16 protein-coding genes and 1 tRNA gene are annotated in these 21,990 nt (G+C 63.1%); 6 read left to right on the top strand and 11 right to left on the bottom strand.

The features are described from left to right. Positions 1 to 20: 20 nt before the first annotated feature. Entirely contained in the window at positions 21 to 1,463 is a 1,443-nt protein-coding gene (locus FBY20_RS13985) for an amidohydrolase family protein (RefSeq protein ID WP_142052842.1), read from the bottom strand. A gap of 41 nt (positions 1,464 to 1,504) precedes the next feature. Next, the gene (gene hydA / locus FBY20_RS13980; RefSeq protein ID WP_142052840.1) at positions 1,505 to 2,953 is read right to left on the bottom strand and encodes a dihydropyrimidinase; all 1,449 of its coding nucleotides are present in this window, start codon (positions 2,951 to 2,953) and stop codon (positions 1,505 to 1,507) included. A gap of 318 nt (positions 2,954 to 3,271) precedes the next feature. Here hydA and FBY20_RS13975 point away from each other — a divergent pair, with 318 nt between their 5' ends. Next, positions 3,272 to 3,952, top strand: coding sequence for a GntR family transcriptional regulator (locus FBY20_RS13975; protein ID WP_172802177.1), 681 nt, complete (start codon positions 3,272 to 3,274; stop codon positions 3,950 to 3,952). A 75-nt stretch (positions 3,953 to 4,027) separates the two neighbouring features. On the opposite strand, the gene FBY20_RS13970 is transcribed toward FBY20_RS13975, so the two are convergent. The 4 genes from FBY20_RS13970 to htpG all read right to left on the bottom strand — a co-directional run bounded on the left by FBY20_RS13970 (position 4,028) and on the right by htpG (position 9,072). Further along, on the bottom strand, positions 4,028 to 5,227 hold the full coding sequence (locus tag FBY20_RS13970) for an MFS transporter (protein ID WP_142052837.1): 1,200 nt from the start codon (positions 5,225 to 5,227) through the stop codon (positions 4,028 to 4,030). 194 nt (positions 5,228 to 5,421) lie between these two features. Further along, a complete protein-coding gene (locus FBY20_RS13965; protein WP_142052834.1) occupies positions 5,422 to 6,687 on the bottom strand; it encodes a type II toxin-antitoxin system HipA family toxin in 1,266 nt (421 codons plus the stop codon). After that, on the bottom strand, positions 6,684 to 6,935 hold the full coding sequence (locus FBY20_RS13960) for a helix-turn-helix domain-containing protein (RefSeq protein ID WP_056324848.1): 252 nt from the start codon (positions 6,933 to 6,935) through the stop codon (positions 6,684 to 6,686). Before FBY20_RS13960 ends, FBY20_RS13965 begins: the two co-directional genes overlap by 4 nt. Before the next feature lie 238 nt (positions 6,936 to 7,173). Beyond that, positions 7,174 to 9,072 (bottom strand): molecular chaperone HtpG, encoded by a 1,899-nt coding sequence (gene htpG, locus FBY20_RS13955; protein WP_142052831.1) that lies wholly within the window; start codon positions 9,070 to 9,072, stop codon positions 7,174 to 7,176. A gap of 208 nt (positions 9,073 to 9,280) precedes the next feature. Here htpG and FBY20_RS13950 point away from each other — a divergent pair, with 208 nt between their 5' ends. Together FBY20_RS13950 and FBY20_RS13945 are read left to right on the top strand one after the other, a co-directional pair. Beyond that, complete coding sequence (locus tag FBY20_RS13950) at positions 9,281 to 10,672, top strand: uracil-xanthine permease family protein (RefSeq protein WP_142052828.1); 1,392 nt, start codon at positions 9,281 to 9,283, stop codon at positions 10,670 to 10,672. Positions 10,673 to 10,830: 158 nt separating this feature from the next. Beyond that, positions 10,831 to 10,915: transfer RNA gene (locus tag FBY20_RS13945), tRNA-Leu, on the top strand. 464 nt (positions 10,916 to 11,379) lie between these two features. Here the strand turns inward: FBY20_RS13945 and FBY20_RS13940 are convergent. Beyond that, positions 11,380 to 11,958, bottom strand: coding sequence for a hypothetical protein (locus tag FBY20_RS13940; protein WP_142052825.1), 579 nt, complete (start codon positions 11,956 to 11,958; stop codon positions 11,380 to 11,382). Positions 11,959 to 12,466: 508 nt separating this feature from the next. Further along, positions 12,467 to 13,300: an HNH endonuclease signature motif containing protein gene (locus FBY20_RS13935; RefSeq protein ID WP_142052822.1), complete on the bottom strand. Its 834-nt coding sequence runs from the start codon at positions 13,298 to 13,300 to the stop codon at positions 12,467 to 12,469. A 680-nt stretch (positions 13,301 to 13,980) separates the two neighbouring features. Between FBY20_RS13935 and FBY20_RS13930 the strand changes: the two genes are divergently transcribed. From FBY20_RS13930 to FBY20_RS13920, 3 genes are all read left to right on the top strand, one after another. Further along, the gene (locus tag FBY20_RS13930; RefSeq protein WP_142052819.1) at positions 13,981 to 16,128 is read left to right on the top strand and encodes a LamG-like jellyroll fold domain-containing protein; all 2,148 of its coding nucleotides are present in this window, start codon (positions 13,981 to 13,983) and stop codon (positions 16,126 to 16,128) included. Positions 16,129 to 16,467: 339 nt separating this feature from the next. Further along, positions 16,468 to 17,223 carry a hypothetical protein gene (locus FBY20_RS13925; protein ID WP_142052817.1) on the top strand — a complete coding sequence of 252 codons (756 nt, stop codon included), beginning with the start codon at positions 16,468 to 16,470 and terminating at the stop codon, positions 17,221 to 17,223. A 152-nt stretch (positions 17,224 to 17,375) separates the two neighbouring features. After that, complete coding sequence (locus FBY20_RS13920) at positions 17,376 to 18,005, top strand: HAD family hydrolase (RefSeq protein ID WP_142052814.1); 630 nt, start codon at positions 17,376 to 17,378, stop codon at positions 18,003 to 18,005. Between the two features lie 29 nt (positions 18,006 to 18,034). Here the strand turns inward: FBY20_RS13920 and FBY20_RS13915 are convergent, their stop codons facing one another. From FBY20_RS13915 to FBY20_RS13905, 3 genes are read right to left on the bottom strand one after another with little or no spacing between them, the layout of a single operon-like run. Then, positions 18,035 to 18,247, bottom strand: coding sequence for a hypothetical protein (locus FBY20_RS13915; protein WP_056324828.1), 213 nt, complete (start codon positions 18,245 to 18,247; stop codon positions 18,035 to 18,037). After that, positions 18,244 to 19,413, bottom strand: a complete 1,170-nt coding sequence (locus FBY20_RS13910; RefSeq protein WP_142052811.1) for a PepSY domain-containing protein — start codon at positions 19,411 to 19,413, stop codon at positions 18,244 to 18,246. Before FBY20_RS13910 ends, FBY20_RS13915 begins: the two co-directional genes overlap by 4 nt. Before the next feature lie 10 nt (positions 19,414 to 19,423). After that, positions 19,424 to 21,613 carry a TonB-dependent siderophore receptor gene (locus FBY20_RS13905; RefSeq protein WP_142052808.1) on the bottom strand — a complete coding sequence of 730 codons (2,190 nt, stop codon included), beginning with the start codon at positions 21,611 to 21,613 and terminating at the stop codon, positions 19,424 to 19,426. Between the last annotated feature and the right edge of the window lie 377 nt (positions 21,614 to 21,990).

Below are 21,990 nucleotides of genomic sequence, written 5' to 3'. Positions count from 1 at the left end.
GGTGGCGAGTATTTGTCGGATCAGACGATGTCGAATGACAGCGGCGACATCTGTTCGGCGCTGCGGCCCGCCACAAGGTCACGCGACGGCACCAATGCCTCGGCGCGGCGCTGTGCCTCGTCCACCTGTTCGGCGGCCTTGCGGTAGTCCAGCGAATGCACCTGGCCTTCATGCACCACCCGCTTGCCGTCGATGTACACCGTGTGCACGGCGCGGTCGGCGGCGGCATAGACCAGACTGCGCACGGGATCACGCGACGGGCGCATCAGGTGGTGGGTCATGTCCACCATCACCAGGTCGGCGCGCGCGCCCACCGCGATGCGGCCCAGGTCCTCGCGGCCCAACGCCGTAGCGCCCCCGACAGTCGCGGCGTGGAAGACTTCGCCCGTGGTAACCGCACGCGGCGTCTGCGCCATCAAGCGGGCCAGATAGCCCACGTGGCGCATTTCCTCGATCATGTTGTGCGGATACGTATCCGTGCCGATGCCCAGGTTGATGCCTGCGCGGCGGTATCGCCCGAAATCGCGCAGCGCCATGCCGCGGCGCATGAACACCGTCGGGCAATGCGCCACGCTGGCGCCCGTTTCGGACAGGATGGAGAGGTCGGTGGCGGTGTTCCAGTGCGTGTTCGGGTGGTCATCGACGAAGATGCCATGACCGACGATGCTGCCCGGATCCAGCACGCCCAGGCTGTGCAGCCATTGCACGGGCGTCAGGCCATGGCGCCGGGTGATCTCGTGGAACTCCGGCAGTGATTGCGCGGCGTGCGTCTGCCAGCCGATGCCGCGGCGCTTGGCCTCCTGGTGGCTGGACTTCAGCAGTTCCGGCGTGCAGGTGTCGATCTGCGCCGGCACCAGCATGCCCGTCAGCCGGCCGCATTCATGCGCCTCGGCTTTATCGATCAGCGCCAGCGCGCGTTCCATGCCGGCCTCGCCCGCCTGCTCGTTCCAGTCGTACTCCACGACATGGCCATTCTTCGTGTACCAGCGCGCCGATCGGAACATGGGCGCGATGTAGGCGCGCAGGCCGCTTTGCACCATGATGTCGATCCAGTGCTCGTGCGCCACCGACATGTCCACCACGGTCGTCACGCCGGACATCAGCAGTTCGGCCGCGGCCAGCGTAAGCTGCGCGGGCGCAGCCTCGTCATCGCCTTCCATCGTGGGCATGTACTCGTACAGATTCGAGTTGTACAGGCCCGCCGAGCCGGTCTCGTCCGTGTACCCCTTGTTGATGGGTTCATGCACCAGGTGACTGTGGATGTCCACCAGCCCCGGCATGACCATCATGCCGCTGCCGCTGACAATGTCCGCATCCGGCGAGGCCGCCTGCGCGCCCGGCCCGACGTGAGTGATGCGCCCGTTTGCGAACGCCACGTCGGCGTTCTTCATGTAGACATGCTGCTGACGCGCCGCGTCCCAGGCGACCACAACCTCGGCGTTCTTGATCAGGGTAGTTTTCAACGCAATATCCTTGGAAATGAGTTTCGGGTATTCGGGTGCTGCTAGCGCCAGGCCGGTTGCGCGTTCTTGCGCGCACTAGGCGGCGCCAGGCTGGGTAATTCGCGCGGCAAGAACATTCCTTGACCCGCCGCGCCTGCAAAATTCGAGCCGTCCCAGACGACCTGACCGCGCAGCAGCGTCAGCGCGGGCCACGCCCGTAGCTGCATGCCGGCATAGGGGGTGTAGTCCACCGCGTGGTGCAGGTGTTCGTTGCCGAGCGTGAAATCACGCTCTTCCCAGATCACCAGGTCGGCGTCACTGCCGATTGCCAGCGTGCCCTTGCGTGGATACAGGCCATAGGCTCGCGCGGGCTGCGTCGCGGTCAGCTCCACGAAGCGGTTCAAGCTGATGCGCCCGCCCAGCACGCCTTCCGAGTACAGCAGCGGCATGCGGGTCTCGATGCCGGGGATGCCGTTTGGGATATGGCGGAAAGCCACCTCCTTGCCGCCGGGCATCTTGCCGTCTTCGCCGGTCAGATTGAACGGCGAGTGGTCGGACGAGAACACCGTAAACAGGCCATCCGCCAGCCCCTGCCAGATCTCTTCCTGGCTGGACGCGTCGCGCGGCGGCGGGCTGCACACGCACCGCGCGCCTAAATAGCTATCGTCCATGCCCAGATCTTGCGCTGTCAGCAGGAGGTACTGCGGACAGGTCTCCGCGTATACGTTCAGTCCTTTGGCGCGCGCCTCGCGAATCTGCTGCACCGCCTCGCCGCCCGAGATGTGCACCAGCAGGATCGGCACGTCGATAAGCTCGGATAGCGCAATCGCGCGGTGGGCGCCCTCGCGCTCGACCAGCGTGGGCCGCGACACCGCATGAAACCGTGGCGCCGTGCGTCCCGCGGCCTCCAGGCGGCGTGTCAGCCAGGCGATGCAGTCGGAGTTTTCGGCATGGATCATCGCCATGCCGCCATGCATGCGCGCCACATCCAGCACATCAAGGATCTGAGCGTCGGACAGCTTGAGCGCGTCGTAGGTCATGTACAGCTTGAACGAGGTGTATCCGGCCTCGATCAGGCGCGGCAGTTCCTCGTTCAGCACGGCGGGCGTGGGGTCCGTCAGGATCAGGTGGAAGGCATAGTCCACGCACGCGCGGCCTTCAGCCCGCTGGTGATAGTCGTCGACGGCCGCCTGCACCGTGCCCCCCTTGCGCTGCGCCGCGAACGGAATCACGGTGGTCGTGCCGCCGCAGGCGGCCGAGCGCGTGCCGGTGAAAAAATCGTCTGCCAACTTCACCGGTGGCGCCATGGGCTGATCCAGGTGGCAATGCGCGTCGATCCCCCCCGGCGTCACCACGCGCCCCGCCACTTCGATTTCACATAGCCCGGGCGCCAGGCCGCGCCCGATTTGCACGATACGGCCGTCGGAAATCGCCAGATCCGCGCGGCAGGTATCGCCGGCAGTTGCCAGCACCGCGTCGCGCAGCACCAGATCAAAACCCTGCTTCGTCATATGCGTCAGCCCGTCTGATCCGTCCTTTCCTGGCTGCAAAAGCGCGGCCGGATGGACATGTCGTGAGCGGATTCTAGGCCGAATACAAAAATGATTACGCTAGTGATTACCCTGAAATATACATTTCATGGGTAAATTGTTAACATTATTTTTGACATCATTTGGCGTCAATCCACAATGGCGGCGCCTGATCGGGTATCTTCACGGTCACCCAGTCAGGCTGCGGCCAACACGACGTCTACAAGCGGCGAAGAACCGCTCATCACCCACGGCGGCGATCCCGCCCTGGCATCAAACGCGCAAATCAACAACGAGCCCATGGCATCAGACAAACGCGACACCTCGGTGACCGGCATTTACGAACGCATCTACCGCGCCATCCTGGACAACCGCCTCAAGCCCGGCACCAAACTGGTCGAAGAGCGCCTGGCCGAAATCTTCGAAGTCAGCCGCCCGCGCATCCGCGAGGTGCTGGCGCGCCTCGCCCACGAGCAGATCGTTGAACTATTCCCGCAACGCGGCGCCTATGTGGCCAAGCCGTCCATCGAAAAGGCGCGCGATGTCTTTGAGGCTCGCAGGCTGATCGAACCGGCCGTCGTGCGGCGACTGACGCAAAATCTGACGCCCGAAAAGCTGGCGCGCTTACGCGAACACGTCGTGCTGGAGCACGATGCCCGCAAACGCGACGACAAGCGCGCCATCATCCGGCTGGCAGGTGAATTCCACATCCTGCTTAGCGAGCTGGCGGGGAACGGGGAACTGGCGCGCACCATGCGCGAACTCTCCACGCTGACGTGCTTGGTCATCTTTCTGTACAACCTGCCCACCGCCACCAGTTGCCGGGACGACGAACATGAACTCATCACCGAGGCAATCGCGGCCCGCGATTCGCAGCGCGCCGAGGAACTGACCTTGCATCACCTGGAGCACATCGAACAAAGCGTGAAGCTGGAATCGGTGGAAGAGTCGGTCGACTTGGAAGACGTCTTCAAGTTCTGAAGCCCATCCATGTGAAAAGCCCCGGCGGAAAGCTTTCCGCCGGGGCTTTTCGTCGCGCTGCCCGCGGGCCGAGCCTCAGCAGCCCTGCATCGCCACCTTACGCCGGCGCACATTCCCGGCGCGCTGCACCAGCACCAGCGCCAGGCCGGCCGTTGCAATCAGCGCGCCGGCAATCGGCACCGCCGCGTAGCCCATGCCCGCCGAGATCACCGCGCCCCCGGCCGCCGCGCCCACCGCGTTGCCCAGGTTGAACGCGCCCACGTTCATCGACGAGGCCAGCCCCGGCGCATCCGTCGCGGCGCGCATCACGCCCATTTGCAGCGGCGGCACCACCGCGAATGTCGCAATGCCGAAGATCAAGAGCGCGATCGCCGCACCGACCGGCGTGGAGGCCAGCCACGGGAACGCCAGCAGGTCCGCAATCACCAGCACCAGGAAGAAAATCAGCGTGCCATCGAGCGAGCGGTCGGCCATGCGCCCGCCCACGCCGTTGCCCAGCGTGAAGCCCAGACCGATCAGCACCAGCATGCCCGTCACGAAAGCCGGCGACGCGCCCGTGATCTCGGCCAGGGTCGGCGCGATGTATGTGTACAGCGTGAACATCGCGCCCGCGCCCAGCACCGTCGTCAGCAGGGCCAGCAACACGGCGGGGCTGCGCAGCACCGCCAGTTCATGACGCACGTTGGGACGACGCCCGGCCTCACCCGCAGGCAGCGCCAGCCACAGCGACAGCATTGCGATCAGGCCCAGAACCGCCGTCGCAAAGAACGACATCCGCCAGCCGATCGTCTGCCCCAGCCACGTCGCGGCCGGCACCCCGCCCACGTTGGCGATGGTCAGCCCCATGAACATCGTCGCGACCGCGCTGGCCTGCTTGTGGCGCGGCACCACGCTGGCGGCCACCAGCGAGCCCAGGCCAAAGAACGCGCCGTGGTTCAGGCTGGTCACCAGGCGGGCCAGCAACAGCGTCGTGTAGTTGGGCGACAGCGCCGACAGGATGTTGCCGATGGTGAAGATCGCCATCAGCAGGATCAGCGCCTTGCGCCGCGACCAGCGCGAGAACGCCAGCGTCATCAACGGCGCGCCGATCATGACGCCGATGGCGTAGGCGCTGACCAGCATGCCCGCGCTGGGGATGGACACGTTCACCCCCTCGGCGATGACGGGCAACAGGCCCATGGGAGAAAACTCGGTCACGCCGATGCCAAACGCACCGACGGCAAGCGCCAACAACGGCGGGCCGGCCTTCACCGGCTGGGTTTCTTGGGGATTCATGCAAGTTCCTTGGGTTCGACGGCGCCGGCAGGACGTTCCTGGGGCGCGCCCGGCCTGAAATGGCCGGCGCATCGGATAGACAGGCGTGCAGTATGACCGCCGGATCCTTGCAGAAAAAGGCGTCTGGCGGGCAAACACTTTTGACTTCAGGTCATTAATCAGCGCATGTCCGACCCCGGCGCCTGGGCGCACCGTCAGGTATGCAGTCCCCAACGCTTTGCGTGCTTGCGCGTGTTGGTCGTGATCCATCGCGTCAGCCGCTCCAGAAGCGTCCGTTCTGTTCCCGACCGTGCTTCGTCCCACAAGCGGGCATTGACCTGGGCCAGCGCGCCCGGCAATGCTCCGACAAGCGATTGCGCCACGGCGGCAACATAGCGCGGGTTAAATCCCAGATCGCTCGCCATGGCATCGAGTTGATCCTTGCCAATGGCGCCCGGCTTGTCTTCCCCGCCAATGGCAAATGCAAACCGCGCGCTCAACCCCGGGTAAATTGCCGTGCACATCAAGTCGTAGAACGGCGCAAGGACGTATTTCCCGTCGCCATCCAGAAGCACGGAGAGATTCTTTGCGTGGCTGTCGTTGTTGCCCACCATCAGGTTGAACAGAATCCACTGCAAAAAACGCTTTACGTCCGGACCACCGGCACCCGTCGCCGCCAGCAACTTGCGGCAATCCAACAGCGTCGGACCGCCATCCGATTCGTACTTCACGTTCGAAGGCTTGCCCGCCAACTGGCACAGGTCCAGCTGATGCAGTCGCCGTAAACCGCCCAGTCCGTCCGGCATGCGGTCGTAACGCTGAATCAGACACGCGCGCGTTTCCGGTTGATAAACGGCTTGCGCAACGCCCAACCCAAGTGCTGCCGCCAGTTGCATGACCAGCGTCTCGTTCAGGGCCGATGCCCACACCCCATCCAGTCCGCGAATATCCGGCTTGAGGATGTGAGTGGAGGGGGCCGCACCCTCCGGCAGTGCGGGCGAACCGTCAGGCATGACCGTCAGCAGAAGCTTGTCCTGCGCCCCCGCGAGCGAGATCCGCGTGCCTTCAACGTTCTCGGCCACCAGCGCCGGCACGCCCGTTTGCTGCAGACGCGCCGCGATTTCCGGCCAAGTCACGGGTCGATACCGGGCGGGCTGAGGAACTTCCCCCCGCGGCAAAATCGTCAAACCGCTCGCGGTGTCGCCGCCGACGCTGCGCAGCAATCCGAACACTGTCGTCGCATGCCGGCTGGCCTGTAGAAACTTGCGCACGTGGCCTTCGGGCAGCAGGTTTTCGAAGAAGGCGTGGACGGCTTCAGTGGATTGATCACCTTGCCCAAGCGGTATCGACGGCGAGATCGGACGGGCGTCCGGATGCGCGATCCACGCGTCGTCATACGCGAAGCGTAGGGGCTGCTCGTCGAACAGGCGCCCGACCTTCTGGCCATCCCGGTAGAGATCGAGCGCGTCTACGTTGCTCATGGCAGCCTCGCGCGCTTGGGTGCGATCTGCACCTCCAGCCCGAGCAGATCCAGCGCATCTAAGACCTTCTGCAACTGCAGCGTCGGCTTGCCTCGCTCCAGGTCCACCACGAAGCGATTGCCGGTCCCGGACAGGCCAGCCAGATCCGCTTGCAGCAACCCCTGGGACCGCCGGACGGCTCTTACCAGTTCGCCCACTTCGGCCGAGGTTTGCACCGTCACGGGAAACGCGTCGACGTTCGAAGCCATCGCCACCTCCATTTTTACCGTTCGGGAATTTTAGCTAGGTTTGAGCGCATTCGGGTTTTGTTTTTCCCGATCGGGAAGTTTTTGCAAAATATTCAAAGAAAACCCATGGATATTACCGATCGGGAATTTTTCAACCTGTTTTGCCCGCTTCGGCCACAAAAATTACCGATCGGGAAGCAAAGCCCCCTACAAACAAGAAGGGCGTCCTCCCGGACGCCCTCCATTCACCCCAACGCGCTTACTTCAACAGCAACGCGTTCAAGCGCTTCACGAACGCCGCGGGGTCCGCAATCTGCGCCCCCTCGGCCAATAGCGCCTGATCCAGCAGCAGACGCGCCCACTGATCGAACTCGCTGTCGTCAGCCGCACGGATACGCGCCAGCAGCGGGTGCTCGGGGTTGATCTCCAGCACCGGCTTCACGTTCGGCGCTTCCTGGCCAGCCGCCTTCAGCATGCGCAGCAGGTGCGGGCTGAGTTCGTTCTGGCCCACCACCACGCACGCCGGCGAATCCACCAGGCGCAGCGTCACGCGCACTTCCTTGACCTGGTCCTCCAACGTCTTTTGCAGGCGCTCGACCAGCGGCTTGAAGTCCTCGGCCACTTCGGCCTGGTGCTTCTTTTCTTCCTCGTCGGCCAGCTCCGCCAGATCGAGGCCGCCCTTGGCCACCGACACCAGCGGCTTGCCGTCGAATTCGCGCAGGTACGACAGCATCCATTCGTCAACGCGATCCGACAGCAGCAGGACCTCGATGCCCTTCTTGCGGAAGATTTCCAGATGCGGGCTGTTGCTGGCTGCGGCGAACGTGTCGGCCGTGACGTAATAGATCTTGTCCTGACCTTCCTTCATGCGCGATACGTAGTCGGCAAACGACACCGTCTGCGCCTGATCGCCCGAGTTCGTCGACGCAAAACGCATCAGCTTGGCAATGCGCTCCAGGTTGGCCGCGTCTTCGCCCGCGCCTTCCTTCAGCACCTGGCCGAACTCCGACCAGAACGTTGCGTAGTCTTCCGGCTTGTTCTCGGCCAGATCTTCCAGCAGCGACAGGATGCGCTTGGCCGAGCCCTCGCGGATGGCGCGCACGTCGCGGCTTTCCTGCAGGATTTCGCGCGACACGTTCAGCGGCAGGTCCGCCGAATCGATCACCCCGCGCACAAAGCGCAGGTACGACGGGAGCAACTGATCGGCGTCGTCCATGATGAAGACGCGCTTGACGTACAGCTTCACGCCGTGGCGGCCGTCGCGGTCCCACATGTCCATGGGCGCGTGCTTGGGCACGTACAGCAGCTGCGTGTACTCGCTGCGGCCTTCGACGCGGTTGTGCGTCCAGGCCAGCGGGTCGTCATAGTCGTGCGAAACCGTCTTGTAGAACTCGCGGTACTGCTCTTCCGTCACCTCGGACTTGTTGCGGGCCCACAGCGCATTCGCCTGGTTCACCGTTTCCAGTTCGTCGGTCTTGACCTGCTCGCCCTTCTCTTGATCCCACTCTTCCTTGGCCATGCGGATCGGCAGCGAGATGTGGTCGGAGTAGCGGCGCAGGATCTCGCGCAGCTTCCAGCCGTTCAGCAGCTCGTCCTCGTCGGCGCGCAGGTGCAGCGTCACGTCCGTGCCGCGGCCGGCCTTTTCGGCGGCGGCAATCGTGAACTCGCCCTGGCCGTCCGATTCCCACTGGATCGCTTCCGTCGAACCGGCGCGGCGGCTCACCACCGTCACCTTGTCCGCCACGATGAACGACGAATAAAAGCCCACGCCGAACTGGCCGATGAGCTGCGCATCCTTCTGCTTGTCGCCGGTCAGCTGCGAGAAGAACTCGCGCGTGCCCGAGCGGGCGATCGTGCCCAGGTTGGCCACCGCCTCGTCGCGCGACAGGCCGATGCCATTGTCAGAAATCGTGATCGTGCGGGCGGCCTTGTCGTAGCTGACCGTGAGGGCCAGTTCGCCGTTGCCTTCCAGCAACTCCGGCTGGTCGATGGCCTCGAAGCGCAGCTTGTCGCAGGCGTCCGACGCGTTCGACACCAGCTCGCGCAGGAAGATTTCCTTGTTGCTGTACAGCGAATGGATCATCAGATGAAGCAGCTGCTTCACCTCGGCCTGGAACCCCAGGGTTTCGGACGCGGAATTCGTGGCGGTTTGGCTCATAGTTCTACGTGGCTCGGAAAATAAATTAGGGACAAATATCCGGCGGCTAGGGCGATGCGCCTGCGCAGGCGCCGGGAAACCCTACTGATGTGGGGGCCAATGGGAACTTTTCAAGGCCGTGGTGGCGGCCCTGCAACCTGACAACCGGCTGGCCCCGGTAAAATCCCGCACTTTTCTTACCTCCCCCTCCCCGGCCGGCCCTCCCGCCATGCAACCCGCCTCCCTCTCCCAACCCGCCCCCCACGGTGCGCCCCACGACGCCGACGCCCCCCACGACCTGGTCTACGGCCCCGACGACCGCCCCGCGCCGCCCGTCGCCTTCGTCGCCGCCCTGCAGCATCTGCTGGCCATCCTGGTCCCCATCGTCACCCCCGGGCTGCTCATCTGCCAGGCGCTGGGCGTCAGCAGCCGCGACACCACCCTGATCGTTTCCATGTCGCTGGTCATCTCCGGCATCGCAACGTACGTCCAGTGCAAGCGCTTCGGCCCCCTGGGCGCCGGCCTGCTCATCGTGCAGGGCACCAGCTTCAACTTCGTGGGCCCGCTGATCGCCGGCGGCTCGGTCATGGTCAAGCAAGGCACGCCGGTCGAAGCCGTCATGGCCGCCATCTTCGGCGTCGTCATCGCCGGCTCCTTCGTCGAAATGGGCATCAGCCGCATCCTGCCCTTCGTCAAACGCCTCATCACCCCGCTCGTCACCGGCATCGTCGTGCTGCTGATCGGCCTGACCCTCATCAAGGTCGGCCTCATCAGCATGGGCGGCGGCTTCGGCGCCATGGCCAACGGCACCTTCGCCAGCGCCGAGAACCTGACCCTGTCCGGCCTCGTCCTGGGCACCATCATCCTGCTCAACCGCGTCCCGGTCGTCTGGATCCGCAGCACCGCGCTGGTGCTGGCGCTGGCCGTCGGCTACCTCGCCGCCGCCTACATGGGCCGCCTGGACTTCACCGGCGCCCGCGAAGCCGCCCTCTTCCAGGTGCCGGTCCCCCTGCACTTCGGCCTGGGCTTCTCGTGGGCCTTGTTCGTGCCGATGCTGATCATCTACCTGGTCACGTCCCTGGAAGCCATCGGCGACGTCACCGCCACCAGCAAGGTATCGAAGCAGCCGGTTGAAGGTCCCCTGTGGATGCAGCGCATCAAAGGCGGCGTCCTGGTCAACGGTGCAAACTCGCTGCTGGCCGGCGTTTTCAACACGTTCCCCAGCTCGGTATTCGCGCAGAACAACGGCGTCATCCAGCTGACCGGCATCGCCAGCCGTCATGTCGGCGTGTGGATTGCCGGCATGCTGATCCTGCTGGGCCTGTTCCCGGTCGTGGCCGGCGTCCTGCAAGCCGTGCCCGAACCCGTCCTGGGCGGCGCAGCCATGGTGATGTTCGGCGCCGTGGCCGCGTCCGGGATCAACATCCTGGCGGGCATCCAGCTGGACCGTCGTGCGCTGCTCATCATCGCCGTGTCTTTGGCGCTGGGATTGGGAGTGTCGCAAGTGCCGGAAATCCTGTCGCACCTGCCGCACTCGGTGAAGAGCGTCCTGGAATCGGGCGTCGCCACCGGCGGGATTTGCGCGCTGGTGATGAACTGGTTCCTGCCTGAGAAGAAGTAAGGATCGATGGGGTGCGTGTCGGGGGTATGCTGCCCCCCGGCTAGTCCCCTGAACGGCAGGGCCGCCCGGCCCTCGCCTGACAAGATGCCAAAGACCGCATATAATCGCGGTCTTCGCATCTCCCGCAGCCGTCACCTGGACGCGCTCGCGACCCCCTAGCCCGGGTGGTGAAATTGGTAGACGCAGGGGACTCAAAATCCCCCGCCGCAAGGCGTGCCGGTTCGATTCCGGCCCCGGGCACCATCAGGCCTTCTCATCGAGGCCCATAGCCAAAAGATTCGCTTTTACATCAGCGAGTTAGCGCTAGACAAAATTCCCAGCAAGTCCTATAGATTCTCGATGGGGTACACCGAAGGCGGGGATTCTGGGTTCCCTGACTGGGTCAAGGCCATTCGAAAGGCCAACGCAAACACGCAGCTGCAATTAGCGTGTATGAGAGAGCACGTCGCGGATAAGCAGCGGTCGCAGACGAAGGTGGGCCAATAGGCAAAGCAGCTCGAACAAACGGCAGATTTGGTGGGCAGCTATCAAGAAAACGCGCAGTCGCTCCGGCAGCCTATCGACGAGTTGGAACACAAAATAGCGTTGCTACGAAAGAATGCGGGCAAATAATGCGACCGCGCCCACGTTCAGTTCACTTTGGGAAACGCTAGCGGCACAGCAGCTGAGAAAAAAGGCCACCGCGAGATGGCCCTTATTCGATAAGACTAACGGTTCGACCACCACTCTGCCCAATCGTTGAAATCAGCCTCCTCTTCGGGATCCATTGCTGACTCACCGGCGTGCTCCGGGCACTCCCCAGCGCGATTGATGTGACGAGCGCGATAGACGGTCTCATCGCCGCAATAGCGGCAAGTGGCGTACATTTCTTCGTTCCGGTCCCGATCGACGCAGTGCCAGCACACCCATCCGTCAACCCCTTGATGGGTCGGACTGGTGATAGGCACAAGAGCAGTCAAATGAAGATGACAACACTCGCAAGGTGGAGTCAACCCCGCCTTAATGACCGCCGCAATTTGCGTAAGAGGGAGCTTCTGGAGAAGATCCGGTCGCAGCTTCTCCACCTTCTCGCCCAATTTGTTGATGTCCGGATTTAGGCGCAAGACCAAATCTGGATCGGTCAGGTCGTACTCGTCGCTATCAAGTAGGGCTTTCTTGGAGTTGAACCCCATGTAAGCCGCCGTGAGCTCGTGACTATGGGAAACGGAGACGCTCTTCTCGAGCTTCGAGAAGAGACCGCGGAGATGTGTGGCGGCTTGATGAACCACGTCGTTATGAACAGGCATATGCGCTCCAAATGCACTGACGAACGCCGTCCAACATTCCGGACAGAGATGGGCAATTACGCTGCGTTTGCCAGCTATTTGGCGCGGGTTGCCCCGACGGGTTGATTTATTGATTGGGTACTACGATGCTACACGGCGGTATGCATACTGATCACGGCGCCCATTGCCCGGGTTCAGCGGACCCACCACGAATTGCTCCGCAGATTGCAGAAATTTAACAAAGCATAAGAGCCGCGTCAACGCCACCGGCCTCCCCGCCGCAGCCTCGGTCCATCGGGAAATTTTGGCGCTATTCGAAGACGTCCAGTAACTGCTTCGACATACTTTTTGGGCAAGCGGCTGGCGGGGTGTTGCGTCGAGACATCCACCGCTAAAAACATTCAGAGCGCGTCATAACGCCCCGCCTCTCCCCCCGTCGCGCCCGTTCCTTGCGCACTCCATACGCCACCCAGGCGATAAACAAGCCTAAGACCAAGAATATTCCACCCAAAGCACTAGTTCATGAAGTTCAGGCAGGAGTGCCTTCACGGATGCGAAGTGCTTCTTGAACGTCCCTTAAGACATTCTCGCAAAGCCTCGCGTTCCAGGATGGGATCTCTTTGCGATACTTGGAATCGTTTGGAATCTTGCTCACGTCAATGGCCCCATCCGCGGCAATTACGATCACGCCCGCGTCGTACAGTTTGTGCAAGTCGGCGCGAAGAAGAATCGCATTGGTCGCCTTAGCAGCGCCGGCATCGGCGTGGCGGATGATGTGTGCGACTTCAAGGACTACATCGGTGCATTCGTTTGAAATCACGCATTGTCCGTGCGTCGAAAGCAGGTGCTTACGGAGTGTCGCCTGGCCGGGTCGCAGAAGAACACTTGCGACACCCATGCTCAGCCCCTGGAATAGCGAGGTGCTCTGTACTTTGCACGTGCCTGTTATCACGGAGGCCTCGGGCTCATCTGTGACGAACTCCGCCTCTGCCCATGTTTGATCGGCGCCAATGGTTAAGGTTGTGTTGCCCCACTGCAAAGATGGATCCTCATCCGCCAAGAGTGCGTTGTTGCCAAGCTCCCTGTCGTACCTCAAGGTAATCACCCAGTCTCCGTTTTGGGCTGCGTGCAGTTTCTCGCATGTCACCTCATACGTGAGTTCGCCGGTCCCGTCTTTCCAGCTTTCAACCGTTTCCAGCTTATCCCCAGCCTGAAACGCGGACAAATTCAGCGCTATGCGCTCAACCGAGCGTTTCCAGGCCACCGTTACCAGGATCCCTTGATCGCCTGTGGGCGAAGGCTGCCTCGACTGTATGCCGCCAATGTTGGCCGTCCTGGACGATGGACTTCTTTCTTTAGTCATGTGATGGAAGCGCGTGGATAAAACAATTAAGGGAACGCAATTGTCCCCCTAAGTGCAGCTCCCCGACAATTTTTTCGAGAGCCCTCTTGGCGTCTTGGTCGGACTACTCCCTGCTGGCACCGAGCCATTGGATGCGTCAAGGCTTCCCAACGCCCCAGTTGTGCTGGTAGATCTCAGTTTTTGCAAAGCAGGGCTTGCGCCTGAACCTCTGAAAGGCCAGCCGACTGAACATCTGGCATGGCAAAACCGCCATGCCAAAAATGGCCCACGCCTGCCAAAGCGGGCCTTTCGCTTCAGTGCAGCCGTTACTCGGCGGTAAAGGTCATAGCGGGGCACTTGGCGTCGATCCAAGACATGATCGTCTCCCGGATCAGATACGGTGTAGTCCCGAGCTTGTGCGGCGCAGGCGGCTCGATTCAGACGCTCTGCATCAGGGAACGTCCAAGATTTTCGCGACGGGGCGTTTGGTGGATGACATGGTCTGACTGGATGAGTTGCGATGCGCGTTTACCGCCAAACCCGCACAAGACATACGTCGAACTCATAAGCGTCCTTGCAGAGCGCAGCAGGGACATTGGTGACGCAGGTCGTGCTTACCCGTCAAGAAAACGCCTCACAACATTCATCATTCCGTCACCCGCCCTCCCTAAGCTTCCCGCTTTTCCTCAAGGGCAGCAAAGATGGCGCACGACAAGCAAGACGGCAAACCTCGGATTGCCAACGATCTTCCCGCACTCCCCATTGCCGCGGACCCGCGCCGTCGCAGTCTGCTCAAGGCCGGGTTCGGCGCCACCCTCCTGCCCGTAGGCGGATCGCTGCTGCTGTCAGCCTGCTCCAGCGACGATGACGATGACCCCGCCGCGCCCGAGACCCCCGGCACGCAGCCGCAGCCTCAACCCGAACCGCAACCCCAACCCGTCAACATCTCCAGCTTCGCGGTAGCAGTACTGCCGGACACCCAGTTCTACTCCCGCTACGCCACCGACGCGGAAAACCAGCAGTTCATGCGCAAGTACGGCAGCGAGCCGTTCAAGGCGCAGACGCAGTGGGTGGCCGACCATTCCAAATCGCTGGGGATCCCCTTCCTGATCCATCTGGGCGACGTGGTCGATCAGCAGAGCAAGCCGGATCAGTGGAAGGTGGCCGGTGCGGCCATGGAGATTCTGGAAGACGCCAAGGTGCCGTATTCGATCCTGGCCGGCAATCACGACGTGATCCTGGATCGCGATTACGTCGACGCCAGCAGCCAGGCCAGCGCCACGGACGCGCAGCGCAATCTGGCCAATGAGCCCTATCTGCAGACCTTCAGTGCCGATCGCGCCTCGAAGCAGGCGACGTTTGGCGGGCGTGATCCGAGCGGGTTTCACGAGTACCACGTGTTCGAGGCCGAAGGCCAGAAGTTCATGGTGCTGTCGCTGTCATGGCGCATCTCCGACGCGGCGCTGGCGTGGGCTAACCAGGTGATCCGCGCGAACCCGTCGCTGCCGGTGATCCTGGTGAACCACCAGTTGCTGAACATCGACAAGGATGGCGTCACGCCGCTGGAAGTGCCCTACGGGCTGATGCTGTGGGACAAGCTGATCCGCGACAACGATCAGATCTTCATGACGCTCAACGGCCATTATCACGGCGCGGCACATCTGACCAAGACCAACGCGTTTGGCAATGCGGTTGAAGAAATGGTGGTGGACTACCAGATGGCCTATCAGGGCGGCAACGGCCTGATGCGCTTGTATGAGTTCGACCTCAGCAACAACGAGATTCGGGTGCTGTCGTTCTCGCCGTGGGTGCCGCAAAAGCCCAAGGAGACGCTCAATACGTTCGACCAGGCCATCCTGACCGGCACGAACGAGCAGTTCACCATCAAGATGGATTTCGCCAAGCGGTTCGGCGGGTTCAACAAGGAGTTCAAGGCCGCCACGCCCAGCCACACCGCGCTGATCGACCAGGCCCGCGCGTTGATCCTGGCCAACTACACGGACCCCGTCGCCGCAGAGCAAAAGCCGGCGGCCGATCCGGACGACTATCCGCAGGTGACGGGCACGCTGGCGCACTGGCGCTTCTTTGGCGGCGCCAATGGTCAGCCGGTGCCGGTGGGCGAGGTGATTGCGGACCGCACGGGCCTGAACCCGATGCGCCGCGCGCCGCTCAATATCGACGGCGTGGCCGGCGCGCAAGTGGGCGACGTGGTCTGGTCGGATGATCACCACTACCTGTCGGCGGCGCCGGGCTCGGTGCGGTTCCTGAACACCGACAAGAACACGGCCCGCATGAGCTACTTCACGACGGACGCCGCTGCCATCATCAACGGCCAAACCGCGCCCAATGGTTACACGGTGGAAGCCTTCATCAAGATTGACCGCGATTGGGTGGCGTCCAAGCATGCGTGGATGAACATCATGACGCGCGACGGCAAGCGCGGTGATCTGCCAGGATTTACCGGGGGAGACCCGGAGTCGCCGCCGCTGCTGTTCGCAATTTCGAGCCTGCGCGAAATCCAATGGGAAGTCGTGCCCGATGTGTCGGGCACGCGCGGCGCCAAGGCCAACTGGTCTGGCGAGATCATTCCCGACAAGTGGATGCACGTGGCAGTGGTGAACGACGACACCACGCACGAAACCATTCTGTACGTGGAAGGCGCGCCGGTGCTGCGCAATACGTCGGACGCGCCGGGCCTGGCGACGCTGGCTGCCAATATGCCTTGGGTGATCGGCGCGGGTTCGTGGGATGGCGCGCGGGCCGATGGCTTCTTTGGCAGCGTGGGTGAGGTGCGTATTGTCGATCGGGCGCTGCAGCCGATCGACTGGCTGACCGCGCGTCGGCGTTGATCGGTGCACGCGCCGCGGTCAGCCCTGCCGCGGCGCGTAAGTGCATGACTGCATGAGCGCGTTGGTTTTCAACGTCGGTTGCTCTCGGTTCCATTTGAGCAGCGCGGCAAACGCCTATCTGTCTGGATTGATATCAAGTAGTACTTAAACCCGCACCCGCTAACGCGCTGCGGGTTTTTCTTCGTCTGGGATAATCCACGAGCCCTCGACAGTCAGATCCGTCAGAATCGCGAAACGACGCGTCGGTAGACCGCTGTCGAAACAACGATCATGTCCGTCGAGTTCCCGCTCGTGACCATCGCGCGTGGGATTCACCAGCATTTGAATAACTAAGCCCGTATGCCTCTGAACACCTGGATTTCCCGCTTACAGACCACGCGCTGCAGTTTGCTTGCCGCATTGGCCCTCTGCCTCTACCTGCCCGCAAGTGCCACGCAGGCCACGCCACCAGATGCCGTCCAGCCGCCAACCCTAGTATGGGGCGCCGTTCCCAGCGCGGATCTCTACCTGCTGGTGGCCAGCCCGCGTCTCAGCAAGCCCGAGCTGCAACAACTGGTGGCCGACAAGATCGGTCGTGGCATTGGCGATAACCAAACCATCAACCAGGTCTGGAGCAATGTGCCGGAACCCATCCAGCTGTGGCTTTCGATCGACCCCGCGCGGCTTCGGGAAGCCAAGCTGTCCACGGATCAGGCATTGGAGGCGCTGGCCTCCAAACTGGGGATTTCCGCCCAGTCCGCACAGGGAATCCGCCCGCCCCATGCGTGGATCTATTCCGGCGCCACACGCGAGAAGCTCGAAGCCTGGAGCGATGCGCCCCCAAAGCTGGCGGACGGCACCGTCGTCAACCCATCGGAATGGGCGACATTGGCATACCTGCAATCCCCGGAATCCTGGGAAGCCTGGAACAAGGTTGGGGTAAGCCTTACGGTGTCCGCACAGGCGCGACGCGATTCTTTGGAGAACGTCGTCAGCGAACGTCTGAAAACCCTGGCGTCCAAACTGCCCGACGACGTGTCGGTATTGATCCTGCCGGCGGGTCGCGGATTGAATGAAGCCGACGGGATATTCGTCACGGTCGCGCGCGACGAGTAGCCCCTCAACTGGTGCTCCTGCCTCCCCTGCGTGCGCGCAGACCAGGGGAGCAATCAAGCTGCCGCACCTTTACCGCTAGAATTCCGTCGCAGACAGGCGGGGCATCACGATCCGGCCAACCATCGGAAAGCTTCATTGGCGCAGGAGGTTCAATGGCAATCAAGGCCGTGGCATTCGACGTATTCGGAACCTTGGTCAACATCGATCGGCCAACCCGTCCGTTCCGCAAGCTGGTCCGCCTGCTGCACGAAGCGGGCCGCCCGCGCCAACGCGACGACGGCATTCGGGCGATGAGCAGTGCGATCGACCTGCGGCAGACTGCCCATTTGTTTGGCGGAATGATCAGCGAAAATGCGCTGAGCGCACTCGAAGCCGAGCTGCGCGAAGAGATTGAATCCATCACGTTGTTCCCGGACGCTGCGCCAACATTGCAGGCACTGAAGGCGCGCGGCATCAAGGTGGCGCTGTGTTCCAACCTGGCGGCGCCGTACGGCCCGCCCGTCCTGGACTTGCTGCCGTTTCAGCCGGACTTTTGCGCTTGGTCGTACGAGGCCGGGGCAGTGAAGCCGCAGCCCGAGATCTATCAGTATCTGTGCGACGGCATTGCTTACCAGCCCGATGAAGTCCTGATGATCGGCGACACCATCGAGGCCGACATGATCGGGCCCCGGAAATTCGGCATGCACGGGTATCATCTGGACCGGCACGCGGCAACATCGAATTCAGCGGAGTCCGTACGTTCGCTGAACGATGTGCTTACGCTGATGGCCGCGCGCCATTGACGCCGGGCAGGCCGAATCAGAAGGCGGCCCTATCCGCCCCGGCGCCGCCAAGCCCACCAGACCGCCCCGATCGGCGCAAAGATCGCCAACCACGACACCCCGTCCCACACCCCATCGCCCAGCAGCGCCGACACCAGCCCCACCACCGAGGCCACGCCTAGCCAGATCGGCACGCGGAACACCTCGCCCGCCGTTTGCAGGTTCTCGGTTCGCGCGGCGCGCGCATCAACGTTCTTGCTCATTGCGCAGCCCCTTGCCGATCCCCCTGCCGCAACGCGCCGGCGGTCTCTGCGGCATCCGGGGTCAACGATTTCGAAGCCGTTGCCGCCTTGGGCTTGCGCAGCCACAGATACAGCCCGCTACCCAGCACCACGATCGCAAGGAGATCGAGCACCGCCCAAAGAATCTTGAGCGGCATGCCGCCGTAATCGCCAAAGTGCAGCGGCTGCGAAAGGAACAGGGTCTTCACGTACCAGGGCATCTCTCGCGTGTCGGTCAGCTCGCCGTTAGTGGCGTCCACCAGCGCGGGCTTTAGCAGGCGCGAGGTCACGGGTGTGTTGCCCTTCATGAAGAACGTGTAGTGATGCGGGCTGGAAAACATCGTCCCCGGAAACGCGACGAGGCTCACCGCCATGTCCGGCACGGCGGCGCGTGCCGTGCGGATGGAAGCTTCCAGATGCGCGGGCTGCGTGACGGGCGGCAGGCCGCGGAACGGCGCGGTCATTTCCGCCATCTGGTCCATCTGCCAGAGGCTAAGCACGACGCGGTTCAGCGTATTGATGCTGCCCGTGATGCCAACAACCAGCAGCCACACCACGGTGACTATGCCCAGCAGGTTATGCCAGTCCAGCCATTTGACGCGGGTGCTGCGCTGGGTGCGCAGCGCGCCATCTTTCAGGCGGCGCATGAAGGGGTAATACAGCACCACACCGGACACGATGGCGACCACCATCAACAGGCCCATCGCGCCCAGGAACAGCATCCCCGGCAAGCCGGCGAACATGTCGGTATGCAGCTTGAGCATGACGTACATGAAGCCTTCGTCGGTGGCCGGTTCGTCCAGGACCTTGGCCGTGCGCGAGTCGATGACGACGGCATTGTTTTCCTCGGGCGGCGCGTCGACGGCGCTGGCCATGGAGACATACGTGATGTCGGGGTGCTCGTCCTGATCCCAGAACATATAGCGGATGACTTCGCCCGGGCGGCGCTCCAGCGCGGTCTCGGCGATCTGGTCCATGCTGGCGTTGGGCGTGCCGGCGGGCATGGGCGGCGCTTCGACCACGCCCGACAGGTGCTCGATCTCTTCGTGGAAGATCAGGGGTAGTCCGGTCAGGCACAGCAGCAGCATGAAGACCGTGCAGACCAGACTGCTCCACTTGTGTATCCAGGACCAGGCTTGCGTGGACATCTCGGCTTCCTTAGAAGGCGATGCTGGTCGAGAACGTGTAGGTGCGCGGCGAGCCCACGAACAGGTAGCCTGCCGTGGCGGTGCCCCAGTAGTTCCGGTTGAACAGGTTCTCGACGTTGAAGCGGAAGGTGACGGGCGTGCCGCTGATCTTGGTCTCGTAGCGGGCGCCGGCGTCAACGCGGGTCCAGCTTGGCACCGACAAGGTGTTGTCGGCGTTGGCATACGTCCTGTCGGTGTAGATGACGCGGCCCAACACCGTCAGGCCCGGGACGAACGGGGTGTCCCACTCGGCGCCCAGGTTGAATTGCCAGTCGGGCACGCCGATGGCCTTGTTGCCCTGCAGGCCAGGCGTGGTGGCCTTGTTGATGACGGCGTCGATGTAGCTGACGCCGCCCAACAGGCGCACACCCTTCGCGACTTCGCCGGCAAAGCTCGCTTCGACGCCTCGGTTACGTTGTTCGCCGAATTCACCAAAGGTGTTGCCCGAGATGCCGGAGCTGGGGCGGGTCAACTCAAAGAGCGCGACAGTGGCCAGCATGTCGTCGTTCAGGTTGTACTTGACGCCGAGTTCTTTCTGCTTGGACTTGAAGGGCGACAGCGTTTCGCCTGGATTGGTGATGGCCGCGCTGGTAGGCGCGGTGTCGCCTTGCGACAGGCCTTCGACGTAGCTGGCGTAGACCGACAGATCCGGCCGCACCTTGAAGACGACGCCGGCCAGCGGCGTGGTGGCGCTCTTGTCATAGCGCGGACCGCTGGGCTCACCGTTGGCGAAGTTGTAGTTCTGGCCCTGCACGTTCTGGCGGCGCGCGCCCAGCGTCAGTTGCAGCCGGTCGTCCATGAAACCCAGGGTGTCGGCCAGCGCGTAGCTGGTCAGCTTGGTGCTCTGGTAGCGGTTAAGCGGATTGCTGATGCCGGAGATGGACGGCGTGTCGAAGATGTTGCCGGCGTAGATATTGGAATTGCCCGGCGGGAAACCGGTGTAGAAACCCAGATCGGACTTCTGGTCCAGCAGCGTGTAGCTGAAGGCGACCTTGTGGCTCACGGGGCCGGTCTTGAAGTTGCTGCGCAGGCCGGCTTCGGTGGACTTGCTGTCCACCGTCATCCGCTGCCAGCCGCCGAAGAAGGAGTAATCGCCCTGCGTGTTCTGCAGCACGGGGTTGGCGGCGAAGGCGTCCCAGTCCAGCTTGCGTTGGCCGTAGCCGGCGTAGGCAGTCAGGTAGTCGGTGATGTCGTATTCGATCTTGAACACGCCGGCGGTATTGCGGCCGTCGCTCCAGCCCAGGCCAGGATACGGATTCTTGTTGCTCGGTGCCTCGGGAATCGAGGTCAGGTCCGCGCCAAGCTGAAACTGGCGCACGACGTTGTCGATGCGTTCCTTCTGCCAGATCAGGTCCAGGGAGGACCGCAGCTTTTCACCGCGATAGTCCAGCGCGACCGACCCCAGCGCTTCGCGTGTCGACTGGCCCTTGATTGGCGTGTCGCCGTCGCGCAGCATCCCGTTCACGCGGATGCCAAACGCGTTGTCGGGACCGAAGCGGCGTCCCACGTCGGCATGCACGCCAAAGACGGAGTCCGACATGACCGAGCCCGTGACCCGGGTGATGGGCTCGTCGGTGGCACGTTTGGGCACCAGATTGACGACACCCCCCACGCTCCCGCCTGGCGTCATGCCGAAGAGCGCCGCCGACGGTCCCTTGATGATCTCCACGCGTTCCAGGGTCTCGACCGGTGCGCGCCAATAGGGCGTCAGGCCGAACATGCCGTTGAACGCGAAGTCCGCGGTCGGCACATTGAAGCCGCGGATGGTGAGGTCTTCGTTGATGTTGGAACGGGCACTGCTCATGCGCACGGACGGATCCATGGTGGCCACGTCGGCGACCGACCGGGCCTGCTCGTTCTCGATCGTCTGGGCGGTATAGCTGGTGACGCTGAACGGGGTGTCCATGACGGACGTGTTGCCCAGGATGCCCATGCGGGCGCCGCCGCCGATCAGACCGCCGGCGATGGGCGCGGGCGCCTCGCCCAGGGCGACAGGCGCGCTGGTCACCGTAACGGTGGGCAGGACGGTGATCGCGGCCGGCGCCTGCGTCTGCGCCGATACCGAGGCGGCATAAAGCGCGGCGCTGCCCGCCAACGCCTGTTTCACCGCCCGGGCGACGCCCTTCTGCCTGCCTTGACGGCCATTCGATGCTTTACCCACAGCCCCACCCCATGCGTTCTTTTATATAAAACGCGCATGATAAGCATTCTTATTACATATCGCCACGGGGGTTTGTCTGGATGTGGTGCGGACGCATCAATGTCGCGGGATCCGGATCTCATCCGCCACCGCCAATCGCTTGATGTCCATACCAAAAGTTGTCCATACCAAAGCGCCGGGCACCGTCAAATAATGGCCGCATGACCGCTCAAAAGGCCTAATCCGCCGCCAGATCCCGCGGCTTGAAGCGCCTGGCAGCCCGCGCATCGGGCGGACTGCCGCGCGTTTCCCCTTCCTGCGGAGCGCCGAGGCCGATAGCCGTCGGGCTGCCGCAGCACACGCCGGTGGCGCGGCGTCCAGCCCTGCCGCCTTCTCCG

It is taken from the genome of Achromobacter sp. SLBN-14, from assembly GCF_006715415.1.
Lineage (GTDB): Bacteria > Pseudomonadota > Gammaproteobacteria > Burkholderiales > Burkholderiaceae_B > Achromobacter > Achromobacter mucicolens.
The sequence above is the reverse complement of the archived record's forward strand: the minus strand, read 5'-3'. Positions and strand labels throughout refer to the sequence as shown.